General features: G+C 71.5%; 22 protein-coding genes, 1 tRNA gene and 1 pseudogene. 14 read left to right on the forward strand and 10 right to left on the reverse strand.

The genetic code is table 11. The features are described 5' to 3' along the window. Nucleotides 1-88: 88 nt before the first annotated feature. From ACWD01_RS04405 to ACWD01_RS04425, 5 genes and pseudogenes are all read right to left on the reverse strand, one after another. Entirely contained in the window at nt 89-643 is a 555-nt protein-coding gene (locus tag ACWD01_RS04405) for a SigE family RNA polymerase sigma factor (protein ID WP_451157957.1), read from the reverse strand. Nucleotides 644-765: 122 nt separating this feature from the next. Further along, a complete protein-coding gene (locus ACWD01_RS04410; protein WP_451157959.1) occupies nt 766-1,935 on the reverse strand; it encodes a lipid-transfer protein in 1,170 nt (389 codons plus the stop codon). Nucleotides 1,936-2,135: 200 nt separating this feature from the next. Further along, a pseudogene (locus tag ACWD01_RS04415) lies at nt 2,136-2,528 on the reverse strand (OB-fold domain-containing protein); the annotation flags it as partial. Nucleotide 2,529: 1 nt separating this feature from the next. Beyond that, nucleotides 2,530-3,453 (reverse strand): bifunctional MaoC family dehydratase N-terminal/OB-fold nucleic acid binding domain-containing protein, encoded by a 924-nt coding sequence (locus ACWD01_RS04420; protein WP_451157961.1) that lies wholly within the window; start codon nt 3,451-3,453, stop codon nt 2,530-2,532. A 212-nt stretch (nt 3,454-3,665) separates the two neighbouring features. Beyond that, nucleotides 3,666-3,977: a hypothetical protein gene (locus ACWD01_RS04425; RefSeq protein ID WP_451157963.1), complete on the reverse strand. Its 312-nt coding sequence runs from the start codon at nt 3,975-3,977 to the stop codon at nt 3,666-3,668. Nucleotides 3,978-4,281: 304 nt separating this feature from the next. On the opposite strand from ACWD01_RS04425, the gene ACWD01_RS04430 reads away from it, so the two are divergent. Next, complete coding sequence (locus tag ACWD01_RS04430) at nt 4,282-5,157, forward strand: bifunctional DNA primase/polymerase (RefSeq protein WP_451157965.1); 876 nt, start codon at nt 4,282-4,284, stop codon at nt 5,155-5,157. Nucleotides 5,158-5,818: 661 nt separating this feature from the next. Continuing rightward, a complete protein-coding gene (locus tag ACWD01_RS04435) occupies nt 5,819-6,430 on the forward strand; it encodes a DUF4328 domain-containing protein (RefSeq protein WP_451157967.1) in 612 nt (203 codons plus the stop codon). A 118-nt stretch (nt 6,431-6,548) separates the two neighbouring features. Here the strand turns inward: ACWD01_RS04435 and ACWD01_RS04440 are convergent. Beyond that, nucleotides 6,549-6,635: transfer RNA gene (locus tag ACWD01_RS04440), tRNA-Ser, on the reverse strand. A gap of 90 nt (nt 6,636-6,725) precedes the next feature. Further along, nucleotides 6,726-8,270: a S1C family serine protease gene (locus tag ACWD01_RS04445; RefSeq protein ID WP_451157969.1), complete on the reverse strand. Its 1,545-nt coding sequence runs from the start codon at nt 8,268-8,270 to the stop codon at nt 6,726-6,728. Between the two features lie 329 nt (nt 8,271-8,599). On the opposite strand from ACWD01_RS04445, the gene ACWD01_RS04450 reads away from it, so the two are divergent. From ACWD01_RS04450 to ACWD01_RS04460, 3 genes are all read left to right on the forward strand, one after another. Further along, on the forward strand, nt 8,600-9,400 hold the full coding sequence (locus ACWD01_RS04450) for a glycerophosphodiester phosphodiesterase (RefSeq protein ID WP_451157971.1): 801 nt from the start codon (nt 8,600-8,602) through the stop codon (nt 9,398-9,400). A 168-nt stretch (nt 9,401-9,568) separates the two neighbouring features. Further along, nucleotides 9,569-10,081, forward strand: coding sequence for an ATP-binding protein (locus ACWD01_RS04455; RefSeq protein ID WP_451157973.1), 513 nt, complete (start codon nt 9,569-9,571; stop codon nt 10,079-10,081). Between the two features lie 246 nt (nt 10,082-10,327). Beyond that, nucleotides 10,328-11,320 (forward strand): DUF5926 family protein, encoded by a 993-nt coding sequence (locus ACWD01_RS04460; RefSeq protein WP_451157975.1) that lies wholly within the window; start codon nt 10,328-10,330, stop codon nt 11,318-11,320. A 195-nt stretch (nt 11,321-11,515) separates the two neighbouring features. Here ACWD01_RS04460 and ACWD01_RS04465 read toward each other — a convergent pair whose 3' ends face one another. Together ACWD01_RS04465 and ACWD01_RS04470 are read right to left on the reverse strand one after the other, a co-directional pair. Further along, a complete protein-coding gene (locus tag ACWD01_RS04465; protein ID WP_451157977.1) occupies nt 11,516-12,133 on the reverse strand; it encodes a hypothetical protein in 618 nt (205 codons plus the stop codon). A gap of 212 nt (nt 12,134-12,345) precedes the next feature. Continuing rightward, on the reverse strand, nt 12,346-13,116 hold the full coding sequence (locus tag ACWD01_RS04470) for a bifunctional DNA primase/polymerase (RefSeq protein WP_451157979.1): 771 nt from the start codon (nt 13,114-13,116) through the stop codon (nt 12,346-12,348). A gap of 506 nt (nt 13,117-13,622) precedes the next feature. Here ACWD01_RS04470 and ACWD01_RS04475 point away from each other — a divergent pair. Further along, nucleotides 13,623-15,185 carry a PP2C family protein-serine/threonine phosphatase gene (locus tag ACWD01_RS04475; protein ID WP_451157981.1) on the forward strand — a complete coding sequence of 521 codons (1,563 nt, stop codon included), beginning with the start codon at nt 13,623-13,625 and terminating at the stop codon, nt 15,183-15,185. Between the two features lie 119 nt (nt 15,186-15,304). Further along, nucleotides 15,305-16,795 (forward strand): aminopeptidase P family protein, encoded by a 1,491-nt coding sequence (locus ACWD01_RS04480; protein WP_451157983.1) that lies wholly within the window; start codon nt 15,305-15,307, stop codon nt 16,793-16,795. 39 nt (nt 16,796-16,834) lie between these two features. On the opposite strand, the gene ACWD01_RS04485 is transcribed toward ACWD01_RS04480, so the two are convergent. Further along, entirely contained in the window at nt 16,835-17,296 is a 462-nt protein-coding gene (locus ACWD01_RS04485) for an ATP-binding protein (protein WP_451157985.1), read from the reverse strand. A 192-nt stretch (nt 17,297-17,488) separates the two neighbouring features. On the opposite strand from ACWD01_RS04485, the gene ACWD01_RS04490 reads away from it, so the two are divergent. The 7 genes from ACWD01_RS04490 to pheA all read left to right on the forward strand — a co-directional run bounded on the left by ACWD01_RS04490 (nt 17,489) and on the right by pheA (nt 24,470). After that, the gene (locus tag ACWD01_RS04490) at nt 17,489-18,271 is read left to right on the forward strand and encodes a hypothetical protein (protein ID WP_451157987.1); all 783 of its coding nucleotides are present in this window, start codon (nt 17,489-17,491) and stop codon (nt 18,269-18,271) included. 92 nt (nt 18,272-18,363) lie between these two features. Continuing rightward, nucleotides 18,364-19,107: a YcnI family copper-binding membrane protein gene (locus tag ACWD01_RS04495; RefSeq protein ID WP_451157989.1), complete on the forward strand. Its 744-nt coding sequence runs from the start codon at nt 18,364-18,366 to the stop codon at nt 19,105-19,107. Nucleotides 19,108-19,146: 39 nt separating this feature from the next. Next, entirely contained in the window at nt 19,147-19,848 is a 702-nt protein-coding gene (locus tag ACWD01_RS04500) for an SCO family protein (RefSeq protein ID WP_451157991.1), read from the forward strand. Further along, the gene (locus tag ACWD01_RS04505; RefSeq protein WP_451157993.1) at nt 19,803-20,297 is read left to right on the forward strand and encodes a copper chaperone PCu(A)C; all 495 of its coding nucleotides are present in this window, start codon (nt 19,803-19,805) and stop codon (nt 20,295-20,297) included. The genes ACWD01_RS04500 and ACWD01_RS04505 overlap by 46 nt, the downstream gene beginning before the upstream one ends. A gap of 22 nt (nt 20,298-20,319) precedes the next feature. Further along, entirely contained in the window at nt 20,320-22,209 is a 1,890-nt protein-coding gene (locus ACWD01_RS04510; protein ID WP_451157995.1) for a copper resistance protein CopC, read from the forward strand. Nucleotides 22,210-22,224: 15 nt separating this feature from the next. Beyond that, complete coding sequence (efeB, locus tag ACWD01_RS04515) at nt 22,225-23,493, forward strand: iron uptake transporter deferrochelatase/peroxidase subunit (protein ID WP_451157997.1); 1,269 nt, start codon at nt 22,225-22,227, stop codon at nt 23,491-23,493. Nucleotides 23,494-23,534: 41 nt separating this feature from the next. Then, the gene (gene pheA / locus ACWD01_RS04520) at nt 23,535-24,470 is read left to right on the forward strand and encodes a prephenate dehydratase (protein ID WP_451157999.1); all 936 of its coding nucleotides are present in this window, start codon (nt 23,535-23,537) and stop codon (nt 24,468-24,470) included. Nucleotides 24,471-25,048: the final 578 nt, after the last annotated feature.

Below are 25,048 nucleotides of genomic sequence, written 5' to 3' on the forward strand. Positions count from 1 at the left end.
GCCCATATGCGCACAAAGGCGCCGGTCCGTACGGACGAAGGGCCCCTGTACGGATGAGGAGCCCCGTCCGCACGAATGGAGGGGGCCGTCAGCGGACCGGCGCGAGCTCCGGGTCCTCTCGCAGCTTGGTGAGCGCCCGCGACACGGCGCTCTTGACCGTACCGATCGACACCCCCAGCACCTCCGCCGTCTGCGCCTCGCTCAGGTCCTCGTAGTAGCGGAGCACGACCATCGCGCGCTGGCGGTCCGGCAGCTTCATCACGGCGCGCCACATCGCGTCGTGCAGCACCTGCTGCTCGGCGGGGTCGACACCCGGGACCGTCTCCGGCTCCGGCAGCTCGTCGCAGACGAACTCGTCGACCTTGCGCTTGCGCCACTGCGACGTACGCGTGTTCAGCAGGGCCCGGCGGACGTATCCGTCGAGCGCCCGGTGGTCCTCGATCCGCTCCCAGGCGACGTACGTCTTGGTCAGCGCCGTCTGCAGCAGATCCTCCGCGTCGCTCGGGTTCGAGGTCAGCGACCGTGCGGTCCGCAGAAGTACGGGCCCCCGCGCCCGTACGTACGACGAGAACGAGGTGTAGGGCGTGTACGTCGGCACCGGCGCGGCGGCCTTGGAAGCGCTCGTACAGACTGGCGTGGTCATGGCTCCACGCTAGAAGCGCGCCCGCCGTCGCGGATCGGCCCCAGGTCCCGAAGCGTTGTCCCCCTCAGGTTGTAGGGCCGACGAGAGCCGAACCTCCTGAAGGTGGAGAACACCCTCACGGACTACCCGGGAGCGGCCCCGAGAACAAGTCCCGACGTCGGCACACCGGTGCCCGCGGTGACCAGGGCGGTGGCCGCGCCCGGTATCTGGTTCACCGAGGTGCCGCGCAGCTGTCTGACCGCTTCCGCGATGCCGTTCATCCCGTGCAGATATGCCTCTCCCAGCTGCCCTCCATGGGTGTTGAGCGGCAGTGCGCCACCGGCCACGAAGTCGGCCCCCTCGCCGGGCCCGCAGAAGCCGAACTCCTCAAGCTGCATCAGCACGAACGGGGTGAAGTGGTCGTAGATGATCCCCACGTCGATGTCGGCCGGGGCGAGCCCCGAGGTCTGCCACAGCTGCCGGGCGACGACCCCCATCTCGGGCAGACCGGTCAGCTCGTCGCGGTAGAAGCTGGTCATCTGCTCCTGGGCCCTGCCCGCGCCCTGCGCCGCGGCGAGTATCACCGCCGACGGGTGGGGGAGGTCGCGGGCCCGCTCGACACCGGTGACGACGAACGCCTGACCGCCGTCGGTCTCCTGGCAGCAGTCCAGCAGCCGCAACGGCTCGACGATCCACCGGGAGGCGGCGTGGTCGGCGAGGGTGATCGGGCGGCCGTGGAAGTACGCCGCGGGGTTGGTGGCCGCGTGCCGCCGTGCGGTGACGGCGACATGCCCGAACGCCTCGGGCGACAGCCCGTACACATGCAGATAGCGCTGGGCGGCCATCGCCACCCAGGAGGCGGGGGTGAGCAGCCCGAACGGGAGGTTCCAGCCGAGCGCCGCACCCTCCGCGGAGGGCTCGCGGTGCTGTACGCCGGAACCGAAGCGGCGGCCGGAGCGCTCGTTGAACGCCCGGTAGCAGACGACGACTTCTGCGACGCCGGCGGCGATTGCCAGCGCCGCCTGCTGGACGGTGGCGCAGGCCGCGCCGCCGCCGTAGTAGACGCGGGAGAAGAAGGACAGCTCACCGATGCCCGCGGCCTGCGCGACGGTGATCTCCGGGCTGGTGTCCATGGTGAAGGTGACCATGCCGTCCACGTCCGAGGGGGCGAGGCCGGCGTCGTCCAGCGCGGCCCGTACGGCCTCGACGGCCAGCTTCAGCTCACTGCGCCCGGAGTCCTTCGAGAACTCGGTCGCCCCGACACCGACGACGGCCGCCCTGCCGCCGAGCGCGTCCTTGCCCCGGATGGTCATACGCCGCCCTCCACACGCTTCTCGGCACCCGGGTGGGGCGCCGTACCGGGGGCTGTCGTTGGAGCGGGGGCGGTTGCTGGGACTGCTGCGGCAGGGGCGGCTGCCGTAGCCGCGTCGGGCGCCGTAGCCGGGCGGGCCCGCTCGTCCGGGCGAGGAGCCGCGTCCAGGCGGGGAGCTGCGCCCGGACGCGGGCCCGCCTTCGGGAGGGTCACCGTCACCGTGCCGGTGACATGGTTGCCGAGACTGTTGGCGCCGACGACCCGGACCTCGGCGGTCGTGCCGTCGAACGTACCGATCGTCCCCCTCAACACCATCGTGTCTCCCGGGTGGTTGGGAGCGCCGAGCCGGATGGCCACCCTGCGCAGCACGGCCCGCTCACCGAAGAAGTCGGTGACGTACCGGCCCACCAGACCGTTCGTCGTCAGAATGTTCATGAAGATGTCCGGGGAGCCCTTCTTCCTGGCGAGCTCCACGTCGTGGTGCACATCCTGGAAGTCCCGCGAGGCAATGGCTCCGGCGACGATCAGCGTCCGTGTCACCGGGACGGCGAGGGGCGGCAGTTCCGTCCCGGGACCGAGAAGTCGGGCGTCCATGTCAGCCGGCACCTCCTTCTGCGGCCCGGAACACAGGCAGTTCGAACTCACCGTCCACGCAGGTGAATTCCAGCTCCACCGGCATCCCGATCCGCACCTTGTCGTGCGGCACGCCCACCACATTGCTCACGATCCGCACCCCCTCCGTCAGCTCTACCAGCCCCACCGCGAACGGGGGGTCGAACGCCGGGAACGGCGGATGGTGCATGACCACGTAGGAGAAGACGCTCCCCGAGCCGCTCGCCCCGACCGTGTCCCAGTCCGGCGATCCGCAGCGGCCGCATCCGGGCAGCCACGGGAAGCGCAGCGTCCCGCACCCGCCGCAGCGCTGGATCAGCAGCCGGTTCTCTGCCACGCCCTCCCAGAAGCCCGCGTTGTCCCTGTTGATCACCGGTCGCGGACGGCTCGCCCTGGGTTTGCGCGCCCGGGGCGCATACTTGAGGATCCGGAAGCGATGCGTGCCCGCCGGCTCGCCGTCCGCACGCACATCCATCCGCGTGGTGACGAAGTAACCCGTGCCCAGCTTGGTCGTCTTGCGCTCCGACACGGACTCGATCACCGCGTCGTACGTGATCCGGTCGCCCGGTCGCAGCGGCCGCAGATACTCCTGCTCGCAGTCGGTCGCCACCACCGAGGTGTATCCCGCACCGTCGAGCAGTGCGAACAGCTCGTGCTGCGCGGCGGTCCGGCCGGTGTGCCCCGACAGGCCAGGGTCGGTGTGCCCCGACAGGCCGCCCATCGTCCAGACCTGGAGCATCGTCGGCGGAGCAACGGCGTCCGGGCCGGCATACGCCGCGTTGCCGTCCCCCATCGCCTCGCACCAGTGCCTGATCATCGGCTCGTTGACCGGGTCCTTGCCGACGCCGGAGGCAGCGGCGGGCCTCCCCTCGTACGCCCTCAGCCGTACGTACAACTCGTCGGTCACCCCTCCCCCTTCCCTGCCGCTCTGCCCCTGCCCTCTCCAAAAACTGACTGTCCGTCAGTTACTGGTGGAGTGTCAAGGTCGCGAGCACCGCCCGTCGCCCGACTCCACCCCGGCGACCTCCCGCCCCCTGCGGGCGCCTGCGCGGCGGTGCCCCCAAGCGCCGCCGCACAGACGATCTCTTCCCCCTGCTCACACTCCCCTCGGGCCGGCCCTCACCACAGCGGCGAGAAATTCACGGCAACGTTGTCCTGATCGATGACCGTGAAGCCGATCCCGTTGATGCCGGCGGTATTGCTCTGATTACTGGCGCCCGGTCCGGTCACCACCTGCTGGGTGGTGGACGAGTTGCCGAAGTTGCTGCCGCCGACGCCGCTGCCGCTGCCGGTGATGGTTGCCACCGACACATTCGACCCGTCGTTCGCGAAGCCGCCGTTGTCGGCCTGGGCCACCCCGCCGAGGACCGAGAACGCGAGGGGCAGGGCGGCGGCAAAGGCGAGAGCGCGGGCAGTACGGAAGCTTGCCATGTCATTCCTCCATGAAAGGGACTGCTCAAGTGCTGTGGACATCGGGGCGGTTGGCCGACCGGACCCGACCTGAGCACGACGTCGCAAGATCAGAGTTGCCCACGCGATCCCCGGCGAACCGTCCCGGAAGGGGCGATTCGCTCGCAAGCGTGAGGACATGTCGATAAACCCCTTTCTTGCCCCGAGAAGGGCGCCGTGGCGCACCCCGCCGGGAGCCCCGCGCCGCCCGGGATGAAGCGTTTCTGCACGCTTTGCGGCACACATCCCCCTTCCCTTATTCGAACCTCTGTACGAACATGGGTGTATGGCCATCACTGCCCGGCAGACCGCCACCCTGGCCCTCGCCCACGCTCTCTCCGCCGCGGAGCGCGGGCTCCCCGTCATCCCCCTGTCCGCCACCAAGCTCCCCGCCCTGCGCTCCCCTCACCGGGACGACCCCGAGCCGGTCCTGTGCCGGGGCGAATGCGGTCGCCCGGGCCACGGCGTCCACGACGCCACCACCGACCCGGCCGCCGTACGGGCCCTGTTCGCCGCCGCTCCCTGGGCCACCGGCTACGGCATCGCGTGCGGCCGCCCGCCGCACCGTCTGATCGGCATCGACCTCGACGTCAAGTCCTCGACCGACTCCATGGCCGAGCTCCAGCACCTGGCGCTGCGCCATCTGTTCACGATCCCGGAGACGGTCACCGTCCTCACCCCGAGCGGCGGCCGCCACCTCTGGCTCACCGGCCCGGCCGACACCGTCGTCCCCAACTCGGCGGGCCGGCTCGCCCCCGGCATCGACGTCCGCGGCACCGCGGGCTACCTCGTCGGACCCGGCTCGGTCACCGCCCACGGCGCGTACCGCCTCGCGGCGGGCACGGCGCATCTCCCTCCGGCGCCCTGCCCGCCCGCCCTGCTGCGCCTGATCGCCCCTCCCGCGCGCCCCCGCTCCACCCCGGGACCGGCCGCCCACCACGGAGACGGGCACGGCCTGGTCCAGTTCGTCCTCGCGGCACAGGAGGGCCAACGGAACACCCGGCTGTTCTGGGCGGCCTGCCGCGCCTACGAGAACGGCCTCGGCGACACCCTGACCGCCGCCCTCACCGACGCGGCGGTCCACGCCGGCCTCACCGAACACGAGGCCCGCGCCACCATCGCCTCCGCCGCCCGCCTCACCGCGGACCGCAGCCCCCGCTGACCGCATCGGCGCCCGCAGACGTGCCTCCGCAATAGGGGGCGTCGCAGCGGTCACCGGCGAACTCACAGGTCCGACAGCCCGATCCGAAGCTGAGCACAGTGCGGCGCCCTGACGGCGCTCTCACTGGCATGGAGCTCGGCCGGTTCTCCGGCCGCGGTCGGCAATCACCCCGGAATAGTGAGCGACGGCGGCGAACATGAGTATCGCGGCACTGGTCACACGTGGACCTATCAGCCAGACGGGGCGAAGCCCTGACGTCGAGCCCCATTGGGCCTGTTACAGGTTTCTCTACCTCGATCAAGGCCCGCGCACGGCGCGGGCGCGCGCCGCCTCTGCGGCGCGGCCTGCCTCCTGTCTGCGCCCCGGCTGGCCGCGCCCGGCGGCGCGCTACGTGCTGCGGGCACGAGTGAGGGAGTCAGCCACAGGTCAAGAACATGCCTCCGGCGGGGGCGCTCAGGCTCCGAGATGGCAGGGGGCCCGGTACGCGAGTGTCGGCCGCGAGTGGCTGGGGAGGGTGGTGGGGAGGGCCGTGACTTCCGCTCGCGTGAATAGCTAAGATCCCTTGCGACCTGCGGAAAGTCCGCACAAGCGGGCCTCCCGAAGGTACGGAATGTGTGGAAATGCGGAGTCGCCAGGCGGGCTCGCCCGGTGGACGTGCGGAATGCTCGCCAGCTTCGCGTTGGTGACTGTGGCGACCGAGGTAGCAGGCTGGCACAAGTACCAGGTGCTACTGGCACTACCGCTGAAGCAGTCGGATGAAGGCGAGGCGTTGGTCAGAGCCGACATGTGGTTCGGGAATCTGACTGGGTGGTGGCAGGCGACGTTCCTCGCGACCATGCTGCTGTTCATCCTCTGGCTCGACAGCATGCGTTCACTCGCGGACACGGTTTGGCCCCAAGGCCAGCGCCGCCACCGTGCCTGGGTGCTCTTCGGCTGGCTGGTTCCACTGGGACAGCTGTTCATACCGAAGATGTTCATCAACGACCTGTGGGCTGCCGCCCAGCCAGCGATGCGACGCCGTCGCGGCAACCCTCTGCTCACCATTTGGTGGCTCACCGTACTCGCCGCAGGCGCCTGGGCCACGGACGGCAACTCGGCTCTGAAGCAGGCTGCAACAGCGGGCGAGGCCCGCCAGGCGCTGCGGCATGTGATGCTCAGCGACGGTCTGCGCATGGGAGCCGCCGCGCTAACCATCGCCGTCGTCTGGCGGCTGAGCGGCTTGCTGCACCACGCGAGGGACAGCGAAGCCTCGGCGGATGCGCACAGTAGCTAGGCGCGTGCCCCTTGCGTGCCCGAACGAGCGGGAAACCGCGGGGAACAGCGGTCGCTCACGGACATCGGCAACAGCGAAGGCCCCCGACTGACTTAGCTGGTCGGGGGCCGTTCATCTGCGGTGGGTGTGGGATTTGAACCCACGGTGACATCGCTGCCACGACGGTTTTCAAGACCGTTCCCTTAGGCCGCTCGGGCAACCCACCCACGCCCCGCGTCACCTGCTGCGGAGCGGGCTACAGACTACCGGGCCCGCGTCCTGGAGCGCAGCAGCGTTCCAGGAAGGGGTGGGTGGGTCAGCTGTCGCCCTTGCGTTCGCCGAGGACGAGCTCGACCTCGTGGGACTTGCCGTCGCGTTGGTAGGTCAGGGCCACCTCGTCGCCCGGCTTGTGGGTCCAGATCTCGCTGATCAGGGTCGGGCCGCTGTCGACCGGCTTGCCGTTGAACTTGGTGATGACGTCGCCCGGCTTGAGCCCCGCCTTCGCGGCCGGGCCGTTCGGGCTCACCGCCGGGCTGCCGCCCGCGCCCTCTTCCGTGATGCGCGCGCCCGAGCCCTGCTCCGACATGTCGACCGTCGCGCCGATCACCGGGTAGACCGGCTGGCCGGTCTTGATGAGCTGCTCCGCGACCGTCTTCGCCTGGTTGATCGGGATGGCGAACCCGAGGCCGATGGAGCCCGCCTGGGTCTGGCCGAAGCCGCCGTTGCCCGCCGACTGGATGGCCGAGTTGATGCCGATGACCGCGCCGCGCGAGTCCAGCAGCGGGCCGCCGGAGTTGCCCGGGTTGATGGACGCGTCGGTCTGCAGCGCGCTCATGTACGAGTTCTTGCCGCTGGAACCGTCGCCGGAGGCGACCGGGCGGTTCTTGGCGCTGATGATGCCGGTGGTGACGGTGTTGGACAGCCCGAAGGGCGCGCCGATCGCGATGGTCGAGTCGCCGACCGCGACCTTCTCCGAGTTGCCCAGCGGCAGCGGGTCGACGCCGGAGGGGGCGTTCTTGAGCTTCAGGACGGCCACGTCGTAGCCCTGGGCCCGGCCGACCACGTCGGCGTCGTACTTCTTGCCGTCGGAGAAGATCACCGACAGATTGCCGCCCTCCGCCGCGGAGGCCACCACGTGGTTGTTGGTGAGGATGTGGCCCTCCTTGTCGTAGACGAAGCCGGTGCCGGTGCCGCCCTGGCCCTCCGAGCCCTCGATGTCGGGGCCGCCCGACTTGGCCTCGATCGTGACCACGCTGGGCAGTGCGTTCGCCGCGACCGCCGCGACGGTCCCCGGGTCGCGCTTGAGGTCCTGCGGGCTGGCCGCGGAGACCGTGGTGGAGCTGGAGCCGCCGTCGTTCCGCTCGGCCGCCCAGTAGCCGACTCCGCCACCGACACCGCCGGCGACGAGTGCCGCGGCGAGGACGGTGGCCGCCAGCCCGCCGACGCGCCTGCGCCGGGGCGGCTGCGCCGGGGTCGGCGCCCCCCAAGCGGGACCGCCGCTGCCGCCTCCGTAAGAGGGGAGCGTGGGCGGCGGCGGGGGCCAGCCGCCGCCTGCGTGGTGCGCGGTCGGGGGAGCGCCGGCCGGGGCCGGTGCGGCCGGCGGGGTTTCCCCGCCGTGGGCGGGGATCGGAGCCGTGGCGGGCTCGGGCCCGGACCCGGGGGAGTGCCCGGGCTGCTCCGGCGAGGCCGCCGGCTGCTGCCCGCCCTGTGCCGCGTCGCGCCCCTGGTCGTGTCCTTCGTGCCCCGCGTCGTGCGATCCGGTTCCCGGCGCAGGGGACGCCGATCCCTCGGGAGCGGCGCCCGGCACGGGAGGTACGGACGGGGCGGCCGGGACCGCGTTGCCCTCGTTCTCGGTGCTCACAGCTCTCTTCTCCTCAGGTTCCACGTCGGTCTCCGGCCGGCGGCCATCGCACCGGCCGGTACCGGGTCACGTCATGACGTCCGACATCCGCTTCGCACGTGTCCGCGGTCAGCTTTTCCCACAGCACGTCAGGCCACTGTAAGCAGGACCTGTGTGTATCCCGGCAATCCTTTACTTCCGACAAAAGGGGCGCACCTCCACGGCACCCATCGGGTCACCCTCCAACCGCGCCTGGTACCCGGCTCGGCCGTCGGCCCCGGTCGTCCGTCCCGGCCCGCTCACGGGGGCCCCTGCGCACGCCTACCCCGTGGCGGTGACACCATGACGCGGTGACCCAAGCACGGCAGCACAGCATTCAGGTCGTCGCCCACCGCGGCGCTTCGGAAGATGCCCCCGAGCACACCCTTGCCGCCTATCGCAAGGCGATCGAGGACGGCGCGGACGCCCTCGAGTGCGATGTGCGGCTCACCGCCGACGGTCATCTGGTCTGTGTCCACGACCGTCGGGTGAACCGCACCTCCAACGGGCGGGGAGCGGTCTCCGCCCTCGAGCTCGCGGATCTCGCCGCCCTCGACTTCGGCTCCTGGAAGGACGCGGTGGAGAGCCCCGACTGGCGTGACCCGTCGCTCACCTCCGTCCTCACCCTGGAGCGCCTGCTGGAGCTGGTGGCCGATTCCGGCCGTCGTGTCGAGCTGGCCATCGAGACGAAGCACCCCACCCGCTGGGCCGGGCAGGTCGAGGAGCGACTGCTGCACCTGCTGGGGCGCTTCGGGCTGGCCGCACCGGCGTCCCCCGACGACTCCGCGGTACGCGTCATGAGCTTCTCCGCCCGTTCCCTGCACCGGGTCGAGGCAGCCGCGCCCCGCATCCCCACCGTGTATCTGATGCAGTTCATGACGCCACGGCTGCGGGACGGGCGGCTGCCGGGCGGCGCGCGGATCGCCGGACCCGGCATCCGGCTCGTGCGCAACCACCCCGGCTACGTCGAGCGACTCCACCGCGCCGGCCATCGCGTCCATGTGTGGACCGTCAACGAGCCCGAGGACGTCGAGCTCTGCGCCCGGCTGGGCGTGGAGGCCATCATCACCAACCGTCCCCGGCAGGTGCTGTCGCAGCTGGGACGGCACTGATCCGGCCACCGGCCCCTCCGACCGGTCCGGCCGCCCTGCGGGAGTGCACCGGCGCGTTCGGTAGCTGCTCGATCGTGTCGAGTGCGTCACTGGTGACCCCTTGGCCGGTTTCCGGTGCAGTCCAGTGGGGCATTCACACCGTGGCGTGGGGCAAAGGAGGTCTCGGGGGTGGCGTTTGTGGTGGCACAGGAGGTGCCCACGTCGTCGAGCATGGCCGTACCCCATGGCCCTGCGGGCGTGGGCAAGGCGCGACGCAGGATGCGCGAGCAGCTGTTCCACAGCGGGGTGCCGGATTCGGTGGTCGACGACGCGGTGCTGATCCTTTCCGAGCTGCTCAGCAATGCGTGCCGGCACGGCAGACCGCTGGGACACGGGGACGCGGGCGACGGTGACGTACGGGCCGCGTGGCGGGTGGACGAGGCCGGGCGGCTCACGGTCGAGGTGACGGACGGAGGCGGTCCGACCCGCCCTGTTCCGGCCACGCCCTCGGTCACCGCACGAGGTGGGCGCGGGCTCAACATCATCAGCGCGCTGGCGCAGGAGTGGGGCGTTCGCGACAGCGCCACCGGTGAGGTCACGGTGTGGGTGATCGTCACGGAAGGACACCGGCGCGAGGACTTCGCCGCGCGCGTCGCCGGACCGTCGTTCGACTTCGCGGACGCCTTCGACGACCTCGACTGACGCGAAGGCGACAGAGCGACGCGGTGGGAGCCGCAGGGACGCGGTCGGAGCCGGAGCGACGCGGTCGGGCCAAGTGGTGTTGCAGGCCGGGCCGCCGCACGCGTAAGGGGGCCCGCGCCGGGAGACGAAGGCCTCCCTGAGCGCCGACTTGGAGGGCGCCCAGGGCCCGCCGCGCCCCCGTGACGGCGGCGTACGGCTAGGCTCGCGCCCGACACAGCACCGCCGCAATCGGGAGAAAGCCACACCATGGCCAAAAAGCGCCCCCAGACGAAGGCGACGAAGCCCCAGCCCAGGAACGGGGCCAGCGCCGCAGGCGTCAATGAGCCGGTTCCGGTCGTGGGAGCCCGCGAGCCCTGCCCCTGCGGCTCCGGCCGCCGCTACAAGGCCTGTCACGGCAGGGCCGCCTCGCACGCCGTGACCGAGCTGGTCCAGCGCCCCTTCGAGGGACTGCCGGGCGAGTGCGACTGGGTGGCCATGCGCGAGCTGGTACCCGCCGCGACCGTCGAACTCGCCCTGAAGGGCGGGCTTCCCGAGGGCGTGCCGTCCGTGACGCTCGCGACGGTCCTGCCGATGGCCTGGCCCGCACTGCGCCGCGACGACGGTTCGGTCCTGCTCGGGCTGCAGAACGACACCCCCTCCGGTGACCTCAGCCGCGACCTCGCCGGCACCCTGCAGCGGGCGCTCACGACCGAGCCGGGCTCCCCGGCCACCGCCGGGACCGCCGCGGCCGACGGCGTACGACTGCAGGACCTGCTCGACCTGGACGCGGCTTTCGAGCCGACCGTCCACTCCGGCTTCGAGTTCTGGGTGCCGGGGTCGACCGAGGACGCCTCCCCCGAGGTGGCCGCCTCTCTCGAGCGCGCCAACGCGGCCGCCATCCCGACGGTGAAGCTGTCGGGCGTCGAAGCGTCCTACTGGTGCGAGACCCCGGAGAAGAACCACCTCCGCTGGGTCATGCCGCACCCGGAGGAGCGGCTGCTCGACGCTCTGGCCAGGCTGCACGCCGCGGGCGCCTCGTCGCTCGGCGAGGGGACCAGGCTGGTCGGCTCCTTCCGTGCGCACGGTCTGATGGTTCCGGTCTGGGACCTGCCGACCACGATGAGCGCCGAGGACTGCGAGAAGCCCGCCGCCGAGTTCGCCGAACGGCTGGCCGCCGCGCTGGAGACCGACACTCCGCTGACCGCGGAGGAGCGCCGTGCGCGCGGTGGACTCACCAACCGCCAGGTGACGCTCAGCTGAGAGTGACGAATACCGCCGGGCGCCGGGTGACACCAGTCACAACTCGCGCAATGGGAAGGTGAATCCCTGTCCGAATACGAGAGATCGAATTTGCGAACCGCAGATCTCTTGTTACGGTTCTAGAAGCCCGGTCGCTGGTGCATCCCCCGTCGCCAGCGATCGGGCGCTTCCATTTTCTCCGGCGCCTCTGCCGCCTCAACGGCGCCCGGCCTCCTGCGAGTTGCTCCCGGAGCGCAGCAACAGCGGTCCATCTTCCGTTCCGTCATGAGCTGCGAACTCGGCCACTGCGGAGTAGGCGGAAGCGGCACCGCGCGAAGGCTCGCGGGGAGTTTCACAAGTACCTGGCTCGTCGCCCGCAGGCACAACACAGTTGGTCTGCACAGTACGTCCACCCGGTGCCATCAGTGTGAGTACGGACGCCAATTTCTCACCCGTCGCATTGCGGTAATAAGTGCGGGCCCAGGTCAAACCACTACGCGTCAGTACACAGGTCTGTGCCTCGACCCCGCCGGGAGAGGCGAGTTCCGGCCCACATCGGGAGTTCGTGCGTACGGCGGAATCGCCGTAGGCTTCGCCCCCGCCTCGCTCGCCGGCGCCCAACGCCCCGTCGGCGGCTGCCTGCTCGTCGGCGGCGCCGAGTCCCGGCAGCAGGCGGGCACTGGCGTCGATGACCCCGCCCCTGGCGTGATCGGCGGGGCTCTTCTCCGGCGAGGCACCGGAGTCCGGCGCTCCCGCCGGACCCGCCGAGGCGACGAGCGGCGCCAGCGTGGCGGTGACCACGACGGCAGCGAGCCCGATCATGCGGAGATTCATCGGGCACCTGCCGGCTGCGGAGAATTCGTCACGACGCCCCGAAGATATCCGGGGAGTACGGACGCACGGCCGACCGCGCGCCCGATTCCGTGACAACTCGGCCCGGCTGCTACCCGTACGAGTGACGGCGCCGCGCCGATATACGACCGGCCCGGGCCGCGCCGGCCGGACCGGCTCCGCCAAAGGCCGGGGCGAGGCCGGGGCCCGGGCCGTCAGTACGTGAGCCGGCTGGTGCCGTCTCCCGCCTCCGGCGGGTGGAGTCCGGGTGCGCTGCTCGCGCTCGCCTCCACCAGAGCGTCGACGACCGCTTCCACACCCGGCAGCCACGGCGCGGCGGAACCGGGCAGCGGCGCCCGCTCCCACCGCACCTGCCCCTTGCCGGTCTCCGACGGCGGCAGCACGAGATAGCCGCCGCTGCCGTGGAAGCGCAGCGAGCTGGGCACGCAGTCCTTGACGAAAAGCAGTTCGCCGAGCTGTTCCAGGGTGTAGGGCGCCACCAGGATCGACCACCGGGTGGGTGTGGCGACGACCGGGCCGAGCCGCATGTCCATCCGGTCCAGCTCCGACAGCGCACGGGCGGCGGCGACCGCGGGCAGGCTCACGGCGCACGGCGCGCGGTCGTCGCCGGATCCGCCGGACGCCCGGGTGGGGCCGCCGGTGGCCAGCACGATGGGCGCGGTGGGGCGGTTGGTCCACCACCAGCGGATCATCCGCTCGTCGGTGGTCGCCGCGAGGACGCCCGGGTCGAAGGGGTGTGCGCCGGGCACGACGCACTCGGGGTCGGGGCAGGCGCACCCGCGCTCGCGGTCCGTGCGGTCCCTGCCGCCTTCCGCCGGCCGGTCACCGCCTGCCGCTTTCAGTCCCACACCGGGAAGCACGGGCCATTTCCACTCGACGGCGCAGGTCAGCGCCGCTTCGAGTTGAACAGGCCCCTTCTTGCGCCGGTACCGGAGCCTGCGTCGCCTTCCGAGGATCTCGCGCATGAGCGCTCGTTCCTTTCCGTTGAACGCCGGGGTCCACATCACATAGGTGTGCAGCTCTTCACTGTGCGTACAAGTGCGCGTACTGATCGGCGTTTCATCGCCCTTGCCGGAGGCATGGGCACTCCCTGTTGCATCAGCGACAGGATCGTCGCCCGGGGGCCGAACGTGGGCTGTGGTCCATTGAACGCGTGGCGAGGGGTGGCGCGCGCCTGGCGCTCGCCGTCCCGCTGTAGTTCTTCCCCGCCACTTGGGGATGAGGCGTGGCCTGCGGCTGTTAGGACGCCGGGGCCCACCGCCAGGTTCCGGGGCGCTTTCAACTGCCCCTGGACATCACCGTTCAGGTACCCAGCACGCTTGCGATGACGCTCCTCCCGAGGGCCTTCGCCCTGGGAGTCCCCCTGCCGAACGCCTTCAGTCGACACCGATCGACCGCCATCCCATGCATTTTTCAGCCAAGTTAACATGTGCCCGCACACCTCGCGGACACCATCAATACCACTGGAACAGTGCTGGACATCACCTTACGTGTGCGTGTAGATGTGGATGCATTGATAGCGGCGCAGAATCACATGGGGGTTTGCGATGCTATTGAGCGAAACGCGACTTCCGGAAAGCCGGCTGCCATGAGCGCCCCTAACCTGCCGAAAGTGGCTGGAATCGACTCCACGGTTCCTGCTCCCGCGCATAATCCCGCATCCATGCCCGCTGCCCCCGCCGCGCTCCCCGCGGCCGGAGCCGTACTCCAGGACCGACTGGCCGGCTGGGTCTCCGACCTCACCACGCTCCACGAACTCACTGAACGGCTGATCAGGACCGGCACGCTCGACGACGCTCTCGACGAACTTCTCGGCGCGGGCGCCGCGCTCGTCGGCGCCCGCCGCGGTCTCGTGATGCTCGAACCGGCGCGGGCCGCCGCACGCGACAGCCCTCTCGACGACGACCCCGGTCCCGGCCTCGCCAAAGGTCTGGGCCTGAGCCGCTCCGACCTCGGCCACATCGAGACGGTGCCGCGCGGAGCGACGGCGTACGGCCGCATCGTGGACGGCAAGCACGGCAGGCACGGCAGGCACGGCGGGCACAGCCGCTCGGCCGACCTCCCCGCCCCCGTCGCCCACCCCGATCTGTTCGCCGACGACTCGCTCGACCCCCTCCACCGCGAGGTCGCCACCCGCCTCGGCTACGCGGCCAGTTACACGGTCCCCCTGGCGACCGAGGAGTCCGGCACGCTCGGCGCGGCCGTGTGGCTCTACGACGAGCCGGCCACGCCCGTCGAGCGCCAGTGCCATCTGGTCGGCCTCTACATGCGTTACGCCACCGAGCACCTGGCCCGCCTGCGCGAGCTGGAAGAGGCCCGTTCCACCGTCGCGACCGTCGCCGAGGAGCTGCTGCCCAGCCGGCTGCAGCGGGTGCCCGGCGTCCAGCTCGCCGCACGGCATCACACGGGCCCGCACGGCGGCGGCGACTGGTACGACGCGCTCCCGCTGCCCGAGGGCGCGCTGGGCCTCGCGGCCGGGTCGGTCAGCGGCGGCGGACCCAGCGCGCTCGCCGCGATGGGCAGACTGCGGGCGTCCCTGCGGGCGTACGCGGTGATGGAGGGCGAGGATCCGGTCGCCGTCCTGTCCGACCTCGAACTGCTGCTGCGCCTCACCGAACCGGCGCGCACGGCGACCGCCCTCTTCGCGTACGCCGAACCGGCCGAGCGGAAGATCGTGCTCGCGGGCGCGGGCCACGCGCCCCCGCTGGTGACCGGCGAGCGGCGCACCGAGTTCGTCGAGACGTCCCTGTCGGCGCCGCTCGGGATGCTCGCGTGCTGGGAGGCGCCAAGCGTGGAGCTGTCCCTCCAGCCGGGAGAAACGGTGCTGCTCTACAACGACGGGCTGCTGCGCCGCACCGGTGAACCGATGGACCGCGCCTTCGCGAGGCTCCACTCCGCGGCGGCGAGTGTCCCGCGGGCACTGCGCGGCGACCCGGCCGCGCTCGCCGACCAGGTGCTGCGCACACTGCTGCCCGAGGGTCCAGACGCCACCGACAGTGAGGACATTGTTCTACTTGCTGCCCGTTTCGACTGATCTCTCACACTCCTTCGGGTCGTCTTCCGGTCACACATACGATGGAGAGGTCCCCCGTGCCGACCCGGCAGAGGGGCCAGAGTCGTAAAGGTCAAGGCCGACAAGCCCAGGAGGCACACGTGGCTGAGGAGCTCACCCCGGCGGAATCCGAACTGGCTGCCGACGCAGCGGGCGAGGAGGGCGAGGAGCAGCCGATCAAGCAGCGCAAGAACGGCCTGTACCCGGGCGTGTCCGACGAGCTGGCCGAGAACATGAGCACCGGCTGGGCCGACACCGAGCTGCACGGCCTGGAGCCCGTCCCGCAGGCCGAGCAGACCGCTGCCCGGCGTGCCGCGCTCTCGGCGCGCTTCCCCGGCGAGCGCCTGGTGATCCCCGCGGGCAACCTGAAGACCCGCTCGAACGACACCGAGTACAGCTTCCGCGCCTCCACCGAGTACGCGTACCTGACCGGCGACCAGACAGAGGACGGCGTCCTGGTGCTGGAGCCCCGGGGCGACGGCCACACCGCCACCATCCACCTGCTGCCGCGCTCCAACCGTGAGAACGGCGAGTTCTGGCTGTCCGGCCAGGGCGAGCTGTGGGTGGGCCGCCGCCACTCCCTCGCGGAGGCCGAGCAGCTGCTGGGCATCCCCGCGGAGGACGTGCGCGAGCTGACCGGCAAGCTCGGCGAGGCCACCGGCCCGGTACGGGTCGTCCGCGGCCACGACGCCGCGATCGAGGCCGCGCTGACCGACAAGGTCACCGCGGAGCGCGACGAGGAGCTGCGCGTCTACCTCTCCGAGGCACGGGCCGTGAAGGACGACTTCGAGATCGGCGAGCTGCAGAAGGCGTGCGACTCCACCGCCCGCGGCTTCGAGGACGTCGTCAAGGTCCTGGACAAGGCGGAGGCCACCAGCGAGCGCTACATCGAGGGGACGTTCTTCCTGCGCGCCCGCGTCGAGGGCAACGACATCGGCTACGGCTCCATCTGCGCCGCCGGCCCGCACGCCACCACCCTCCACTGGGTGCGCAACGACGGCCCGGTCCGCTCCGGCGACCTGCTGCTGCTGGACGCCGGCGTGGAGACCCAGACCCTCTACACCGCGGACATCACCCGCACCCTGCCCATCAGCGGCCGCTACACCGAGCTCCAGCGCAAGATCTACGACGCGGTCTACGAGGCCCAGGAGGCGGGCATCGCGGCCGTCAGGCCGGGCGCCAAGTACCGCGACTTCCACGACGCCGCGCAGCGGGTGCTCGCCACGAAGCTCGTCGAGTGGGGTCTGATCGAGGGCCCCGTTGAGCGGGTGCTCGAGCTGGGCCTGCAGCGCCGCTGGACGCTGCACGGCACGGGCCACATGCTCGGCATGGACGTCCACGACTGCGCCGCCGCGCGCACCGAGGCGTACGTCGACGGCACCCTGGAGCCCGGCATGTGCCTCACCGTCGAGCCCGGTCTGTACTTCCAGGCCGACGACCTGACGGTGCCCGAGGAGTACCGCGGCATCGGCGTCCGCATCGAGGACGACATCCTCGTCACCGAGGACGGCAACCGGAACCTCTCGGCGGCGCTGCCGCGCCGGGCCGACGAGGTCGAGGCGTGGATGGCCTCGCTGAAGCAGAGCCGTTAATCAGGCCGGTCACCACAGAGCCCCGGGAGGGCGCGCCGCTCACGACACGTCGAGCAGCGCGCCCTCCCGCCATTTGAGGACCTTGTCGAAGCTCACCACGGCGCCGCGGCCCGGCCCGTTGCGGACGTGGACGTGGTCGGCGAGCTGCTCGATCAGGCACAGCCCCCGGCCGCTCTCCGCGGTGGCCGGCGACACGGCGGCGGTGCGCCCGCACAGGGCGCCGCGGCTCGCGGGGAAGCCCGGACCCGAATCGGCCACCTCGATACGGCACTTCTCGCCGTCCAGATAGGCCGTCACGCGATACGCCCTGGACGCCTCGTCGGTGTCGCGGTCGCCGCCGTGCTCCACGGCGTTCGCACACGCCTCGGTCAGTGCGACCGACAGATCGTAGGAGATGTCCGGATCGACACCCGCGGTCTCCATGGCGCCGAGCAGCAGCCGCCGGGCGAGCGGCACGCTCGCAGCCTCGCGCCGCAGATGGAGGGACCACCAGATGCTCATGCTCCAGCCTCCTGGCCGCGGCTCGACATACCGATACGTATTGCCCTCCGGCACGCTCGGTAAGCGCATCGTCGCGGTGACGGCCCTCGTTCGGCGGATGCGCGTTTCCCGCCCGCCGGTGTATGTCGGCAAAGGGGATCTTCCGGACCTGCCGTACGGGCGCCGGCGCCGCAGTGCGATGATGGCCCGGCCATGTCGTCCCCACGCCACGCACGCGCCGGAACCGGTCTGCGGCTGCTGAGGGCCGCGGTGTTCACCGCGGTCTGCGTCGCGCTGTCCGGGACGGGACATGTGCTGGCCGCCTGCCGGGCCGTCCCGCTGTGGACCCTGGCACTGGGCCTCGTCGGGATCTTCGCCCTGGTCACGCCGCTGGCGGGCAGGCAGCGTTCGCTGCCCGCCATCGCCGGGGTGCTCACCGCCGGACAGCTCGGTCTGCACACGCTCTTCGCCGCCGGCCAGAGCCCGCTGCGGGTCGCGCCGACGGCCGACGACACCCTGATGCGGATGGCCGCGAAGCTGGTGTGCGGAGCGGGCGCCTCCGCCATGAGCGCCGCCGACGCCCGCCGCGTCGTCACCCTGGCGGGCATCGACCCCGACGCGTACACGGGGCACGCGCACACCGCGGGAACCCTGCCCGCTCCGGAACTGCTGCCGACCCTGCCCATGGTGCTCGGGCACCTGCTGGCCGCGATCGCGACCGGCCTGGTGCTGCGCCGCGGCGACGCCGCGCTGCTGCGGCTGATCCGGCTGTCGGCCGAATCGGCCCACGAGGGCGTCCAGTCGGTGTGGCTGCGCCCGCTGCGCGCGGCGCTCGCCCTCGTACGCGCGCTGCGCAGCGGGCTCCGGGCGGCGCCCGGAACCGGGCCGTGCCCGGCACCGGCCGCGGACGGGCCCGTCCCGCTCCGTACGGGCCGGGAACTTCAGCACACGGTGATCAGGCGCGGGCCGCCGCCCGTATTCGTCCTCAGCGCCTGACGCGGCCCACTCGGAGGAAGTGGCGCCGCTGTGCCCGCGCACCCCTGTGCGGCGAGGCACACCACAAACCTCTCACCGTGGAGTTTTCTCTCATGAACGTTCCCCGTATCGCCGGCGCGTCCGCCGTCGCCGCCGCCTCGGTACTGATGCTCTCCGGCGCGGCGTCCGCACACGTCGGCGTCCAGCCGCAGGGCGAGGCCGCCAAGGGCGGCTACGCGGTCGTCAATGTCAAGGTGCCCAACGAGCGCGACAACGCCTCGACCGTCAAGGTCGAGATCAACTTCCCCGTGGAGCACCCCCTGTCGTCCGTGATGCCGCAGCCCGTGCCGGGCTGGAAGGCCGAGGTCGACAAGACGAAGCTGGACAAGCCGCTCGAGGTGCACGGCAAGAAGATCACCGAGGCGGTCGCCAAGGTCACCTGGACCGCCGCCGGCGCCAAGATCGGACCGGGCCAGTTCCAGCAGTTCCCGCTCTCCCTGGGCCGGCTGCCCGAGGACGCCGACCAGCTCGTCCTCAAGGCCATCCAGACGTACGACAACAAGGAGGTCGTCCGCTGGATCGAGGAGCCTGTCGAGGGCGGCGAGGAGCCCGAGGCGCCCGCTCCGGTCCTCAAGCTGTCGGCCGCCGCCGACGACCACCACGGTGCGGCCGCGACCGGCGCCGCCGTCAAGGACGACGCCAAGGCGTCCGGCCACCAGGAGGAGTCGGCGTCCCGGCCGGCCGCCTCCGGCGCCGGCAGTGACTCGACAGCCCGCATCCTTGGTGTGGTCGGCATTCTCGTCGGTGCCGCGGGCGTGGCCTTCGGCGTCCTCGCCGGCCGCCGCCGCTCCGCCTGACCCCGGCCCGTACCGAACCCGCTTGCGAAAGAGAAACCCATGCACAGCCCCAAGAGCGACGAGGAGCCCCGCCGCAGCCGGCGAGCGCCGCTGATCGCGGCGGTCGCCGTCACGGCCGCCTTCGCCGTCGCCGCGGGTGTCGCCGTGTCGCAGAACAGCGGCGCCGACACCGGCAGCCCCGTCAGCCAGGTCTCCGCCGAGGCGAAGGACAAGCCCGCGACCGTCCTCAGCCGGCCGTTCACCAAGCCGAACCTGGTGCTGACCGACACCAGCGGCAAGAAGTACGACCTGCGGGAGGAGACCAAGGGCAGGCCCACGCTGATCTACTTCGGCTACACGCACTGCCCCGACGTGTGCCCCCTGACGATGAGCAACCTCGCCATCGCCAGGAAGCAGCTGCCGAAGGCCGACCAGGACAAGCTCCAGGTCGTCTTCGTCACCACCGACCCCGAGCGGGACACCGCCGCCGAGCTCGGCAAGTGGCTGCCCAGCGCCGGCGACCCGTCGTTCGTCGGGCTGACCGGCGACTTCGCGACCATCCAGGCCGGGGCGCGTCAGATCGGCATCGGCATCGACGCTCCGACGAAGGACAAGGACGGCACCGTCGTGTCCATGCACGGCGCCCAGGTCGTCGCCTTCTCCCCGAAGACCGACGAGGGTTACGTCCTCTACGGCGAGGACACCACGGCCGACGAATGGGCCGCGGACCTGCCGAAGCTGATCAAGGGCGAGAAGCCGTGACCCGTCGCACTCCGTTCGCCGCCGTCGCCGCGGCCGCGCTCGGCGCCGCCCTGGTGCTGGCGGGCTGCTCGGCCGACGGCGGGCCCGAGTTGAAGGTCAGCGGCGCCTTCATGCCCCAGCCCGTCGGCGACATGGCGGCCGGGTTCCTCACCGTCGAGAACGACGGCGACGGCGAGGACAGACTCACCTCGATCACCAGCACGCTCTCCGACGAGGTCACGATCCACGAGACGGAGAACCAGAAGATGCGGGAGGTGCAGTCCTTCGACATCCCGGCCGGCGGTGAGCTCGACCTCGAACGCGGTGGCAGCCACATCATGTTCATGGCGCTCAAGCAGCAGCCGAAGCAGGGCGACACGGTCTCCATCGAGCTGCACTTCGAGAAGTCGGATCCGATCAGGGTCGAGCTCCCCGTGAAGGAGACCACCCACAACCCGCAGAAGCACTGAGCACCGAGGGACTGATCATCCGATGACAGCCACCGCCCCGCGCTTCGGCCGCTCCCCGGCCAGGGTGCTGCTCGCCGTGCTCGTGCTGGCCGGCACGCTCCTCGGCGTGCTGCTGGCCGGCTCGACGCCCGCGTCGGCGCACGCCGTGCTCACCGGGAGCAATCCGAAGGACGGGGCGGTGGTCGCCACCGCGCCCGAGGAGGTCACGCTCACCTTCTCCGAAGAGATCGCCATGGGCGACGACTCGATCCGGGTCCTCGAACCGAGCGGCAAACGGGCCGACACCGCCGAGGTCCGCGACCTCGGCGCCGGGGGCGCCGTCACCTACGGCGTCGCACTGCACCCCGGCCTGCCCGACGGCACCTACACCGTCGCCTGGCAGGCCGTCTCCGCGGACAGCCACCCCGTCTCCGGAGCCTTCACCTTCGCCATCGGCGCACCCTCGCAGACAACGGTCGCGCTGCCGGACGAGGAGGCCGGCGGCGGACTCGTCGGCTTCCTCTACGACGTCGGTCGCTACGTCTCGTACGGCGGCTTCATCCTGCTCGTCGGCGGCGCGGCCTTCGTCCTGCTGTGCTGGCAGCGGGGCGCCGCGGTGCGGCCCGTGCAGCGCCTGGTCGTCCAGGGCTGGGCGGCCATGACCGCGGCCACCCTCGCGCTGCTTCTCCTGCGCGGTCCCTACACCGGCTCCGGCGACCTCGCGGACGTACTCGACGTCGGCGCGCTGGCGCCCGTACTCGAGACGAAGACGGGCGCGGCGCTCGTCTCCCGGCTGCTGCTGCTCGGCGCGGCCGCGCTGTTCGTGGCCGTCCTCTTCGGTACGTATGCGAGGCGGGAGGACCCGGACGAGAAGAAGGACCTGACCTTCGGGCTGGCCGTCGGCGGCACGGTGGTCGCCGCCGGGATCGCCGCGACCTGGGCCCTGTCCGAGCACGCCTCGACCGGTGTCCAGCCGGCCGTCGCGATGCCCGTCGACGTCCTGCACCTGCTGGCCGTCGCGGTCTGGCTCGGCGGCCTCGCCACCCTGCTGACCGCCCTCTACCGGTCGCCGGCGATCGAACGCCGGGCGGTACGGCGGTTCTCCACCACCGCCTTCACCAGCGTGGTCGTGCTCGCCGCGACCGGGATCTACCAGTCGTGGCGGCAGGTCGGGTCGTGGTCGGCGCTGACCGGCACCTGGTTCGGGCAACTGCTGCTGATCAAGGTGGGGCTGATCGGGGTCATGCTCGGCACGGCCTGGATCTCGCGGCGCTGGACGGGGCGGCTCACCGAGGTCGCGGACGTCGTCGCCGAGAAGCTCGAGGAACCCGAGGAGACGGTCGCCGAATCCGCCGACCCGAAGCGCGCCGCCCAACTCGCCCGGCAGCAGGCCGCCGTGGCCACCGCCGAACGGAAGCGGAACCGGGACGCGGACAGCGAGCGTTCCGGACTACGGCGTTCCGTACTGGCGGAGACCGGTGTCGCCGTGATCCTGCTGGCCGTGACGACCGTGCTCACCTCCACCGAGCCGGGCCGTACGGAGGAACAGGCCGCCGAGGCCGGTGACTCCCGGTCCACCGCGCAGCAGGCGGGTCCGGTGGAGCGGGAGATACCGTTCGACACCGGCGGCGAGAACGGCAAGGGCACGGTACGGCTCAGCCTCGACCCGGCGCTCTCCGGCGGCAACGACATGCACCTGTGGACCCTGTCCCCGGAGGGCAAGCCGCTGGACGCCCCCGAGGTGAAGGTCTCCTTCACCCTGAAGGCGAAGCAGATCGGCCCGCTGCCCATCACTCCCGACCGCGTCAGCGCGGGACACTGGAGCGCGAGCGCCGTCCAGATCCCGATGCCGGGCGACTGGCAGGTCAAGGTGACCGTACGGACCTCGGACATCGACCAGACGACCATCGACGAGAACATCAAGATCGGCTGACCCACCGTGACACCCGTGACACCTGTGACCCCTGCGGACGACGCACCGGACGCACCCGACGACGGCATCTCCAGGCGCCGGCTGCTCGGCACCGCGGGCGCCGCCGGCGCGACCGGTCTCGTACTCGGCGCCGGGGGCGGCGCCGCGGCGTACGCGGTGACGGAGAAGAGCCCGACGGCGCTGGCCACCGTGGGGTCCACCGGCATCGCGTTCCACGACCGCCCGCACCAGGCCGGCATCACGGAGCCGCAGCAGGCGCACGGCCATCTCGTCGCCTTCGACCTCGCACCCGGCGCCGGGCGCAAGGAAGCGGCGGCGCTGATGCGGCGCTGGTCGGTGCTGGCGGACGAGCTGATGGCGGGCCGGCCGGCGGGCGGCGGGGACACCGGCGTGGCGCTCGACGCCGGGCCCTCTTCGCTGACCGTCACGTTCGGTTTCGGCCGCTCCTTCTTCGACCGCACGTCCCTGGTGGCGCAGCGGCCGAGCGGCCTCGACCCGCTGCCGTCGTTCTCCTCCGACCATCTGGACGCCAGGCGTTCCAACGGCGACCTGTGGGTGCAGATCGGCGCGAACGACGCGCTCGTCGCCTTCCACGCGCTGCGGGCGATCCAGAAGGCGGCGGGCGGGGCGGCCGGGGTGCGCTGGCAGATGAACGGCTTCAACCGCTCACCGGGCGCCACCGCGCAGCCGATGACCGCGCGGAACCTGATGGGCCAGATCGACGGCACCGGCAATCCGAAGCCGTCGGAACCGGACTTCGACCAGCGCGTCTTCGTACCCTCCGGCGGCGAGCACCCGTGGCTCGAGGGCGGCTCCTACGCGGTCGTGCGCCGCATCCGGATGCTGCTCGACGACTGGGAGGAGCTGTCCCTGCACAAGCAGGAGCAGGTCATCGGCCGGCGGAAGTCCGACGGCGCCCCGCTGACGGGCGGCACCGAGACGACCGAGCTCGCGCTGGACGCGACCGGCCCGGACGGGAAGCTCGTCATCCCCGAGAACGCGCACGCCCGCATCTCGGCCCCCGAGCAGAACGGCGGCGCCGCGATGCTGCGGCGGCCCTTCTCCTTCCACGACGGGATCGGCCCCGACGGCACCCCCGACGCCGGCCTCCTGTTCGTCTGCTGGCAGGCCGATCCGCTGCGCGGTTTCGTACCCGTGCAGCGGAAGCTGGACCGGGGCGACGCCCTCTCCGCGTTCATCCGGCACGAGGCGAGCGGGCTCTTCGCCGTGCCGGGCGGACCGGCCAGGGGCGAGTACGTGGGACAGCGTCTGCTGGAATCATGATGGACGCCTCCCGCGCCTCGCGGGCCCATTAGGGTGACGGTATGTCGGCCACGCGCTTCACCTATCTCGGTCCCGAGGGCACCTTCACGGAAGCCGCCCTGCGCACGCTCCCGGAAGCCGCGACCCGGGAACTCGTCCCGATGGTCTCCGTACCGGCGGCGCTCGACGCCGTACGGGCCGGGGAGGCCGCGGCCGCCCTGGTACCGATCGAGAACTCGGTGGAGGGCGGCGTCACCGCCACGCTCGACGAGCTGGCGTCCGGCAAGCCGCTGATGATCTACCGCGAGGTGCTGCTCCCCATCGCCTTCGCGCTGCTGGTGCGCCCCGGGACCAAGCTCTCCGAGGTGAAGACGGTGACCGGCCATCCGGTCGCCCAGCCGCAGGTGCGGAACTGGCTGCGCAAGAACCTGCCGGACGCCGTGTGGGAATCGGCCGCCTCGAACGCGGACGGGGCCAGGCAGGTGCAGGAAGGGCGCTTCGACGCGGCCTTCGCGGGCGAGTTCGCCGGGGCGACCTACGGGCTGGTGCCGCTGGTCACCGACATCCACGACGCGGAGAATGCGGAGACGCGCTTCGTCCTGGTGGGCCGGCCCGCGAGGCCCGCGGCGCCGACCGGGGCGGACAAGACGTCCGTCGTCATCTGGATGGGCGAGGACCACCCGGGCGCGCTGCTGGAGCTGCTGCAGGAGTTCGCCGTGCGCGGGGTCAACCTGATGCTCATCCAGTCCCGGCCGACGGGCGCCGGTATCGGCAACTACTGCTTCGCCGTCGACGCCGAGGGGCACATCTCGGACCGGCGGGTGGGCGAGGCCCTGATGGGACTGAAGCGCATCTGCCCGAACGTGCGCTTCCTCGGTTCGTACCCTCGGGCCGGAGTCGCGGTGGAGGATGTGCGGCCGCTGCGTGCGGGCACGTCGGACCCGGAGTTCACGGCCGCGTCGGACTGGCTGGCGCGCTGCCAGGACGGCCGCGCCTGAGGCGAGCGGTGGGGCGGCGCCTGAGGCGCCCCCGGCGGGCCGGGACGTCGTAGCCATGCCTGGCTCGACGTCGGCGGCCGGGCGGCCTGCGCGTTCTGTTTGTCCACAGAGTTGTCCACAGGCACGCTTCTCGACCTGGGGACAAGTCGACAACAGAACCCCACAGGGTCGACAAATCGCCTCACCCGCACCCCTTCCATCCACAGGGCGCCGGACCGGGCTCGCCCACCCCATTCCATTGATCAACTCTTTGGGCGAGAAATTCCCACTCGAATGAGTGCGTGAGCCCGGTTTGATACGGGAATTCGCCAGCCCGGGAGCGACTTCCGGAATGATCTCTTCCGGAATCCACAGATCTCCCACACAGGCTGTGGATAACTTTCCGGAACGACCCACCCCCTGTGGACAACCCGCCCGCAGCCCCGCCGCATACGGCGCCCGATGCCAGGGGGAGACGGCCCGCCGCCCTCTTTTGGCGAAAGCGGACCGATTGTTCGACACTGCAGGACGAAGGTTTACCACCGCCTCCACCATCGCCACCAATTGCACCAATCGCGGCAATTGGGACGAAGTAACGT

It is taken from the genome of Streptomyces sp. NPDC002835 (assembly GCF_053591995.1).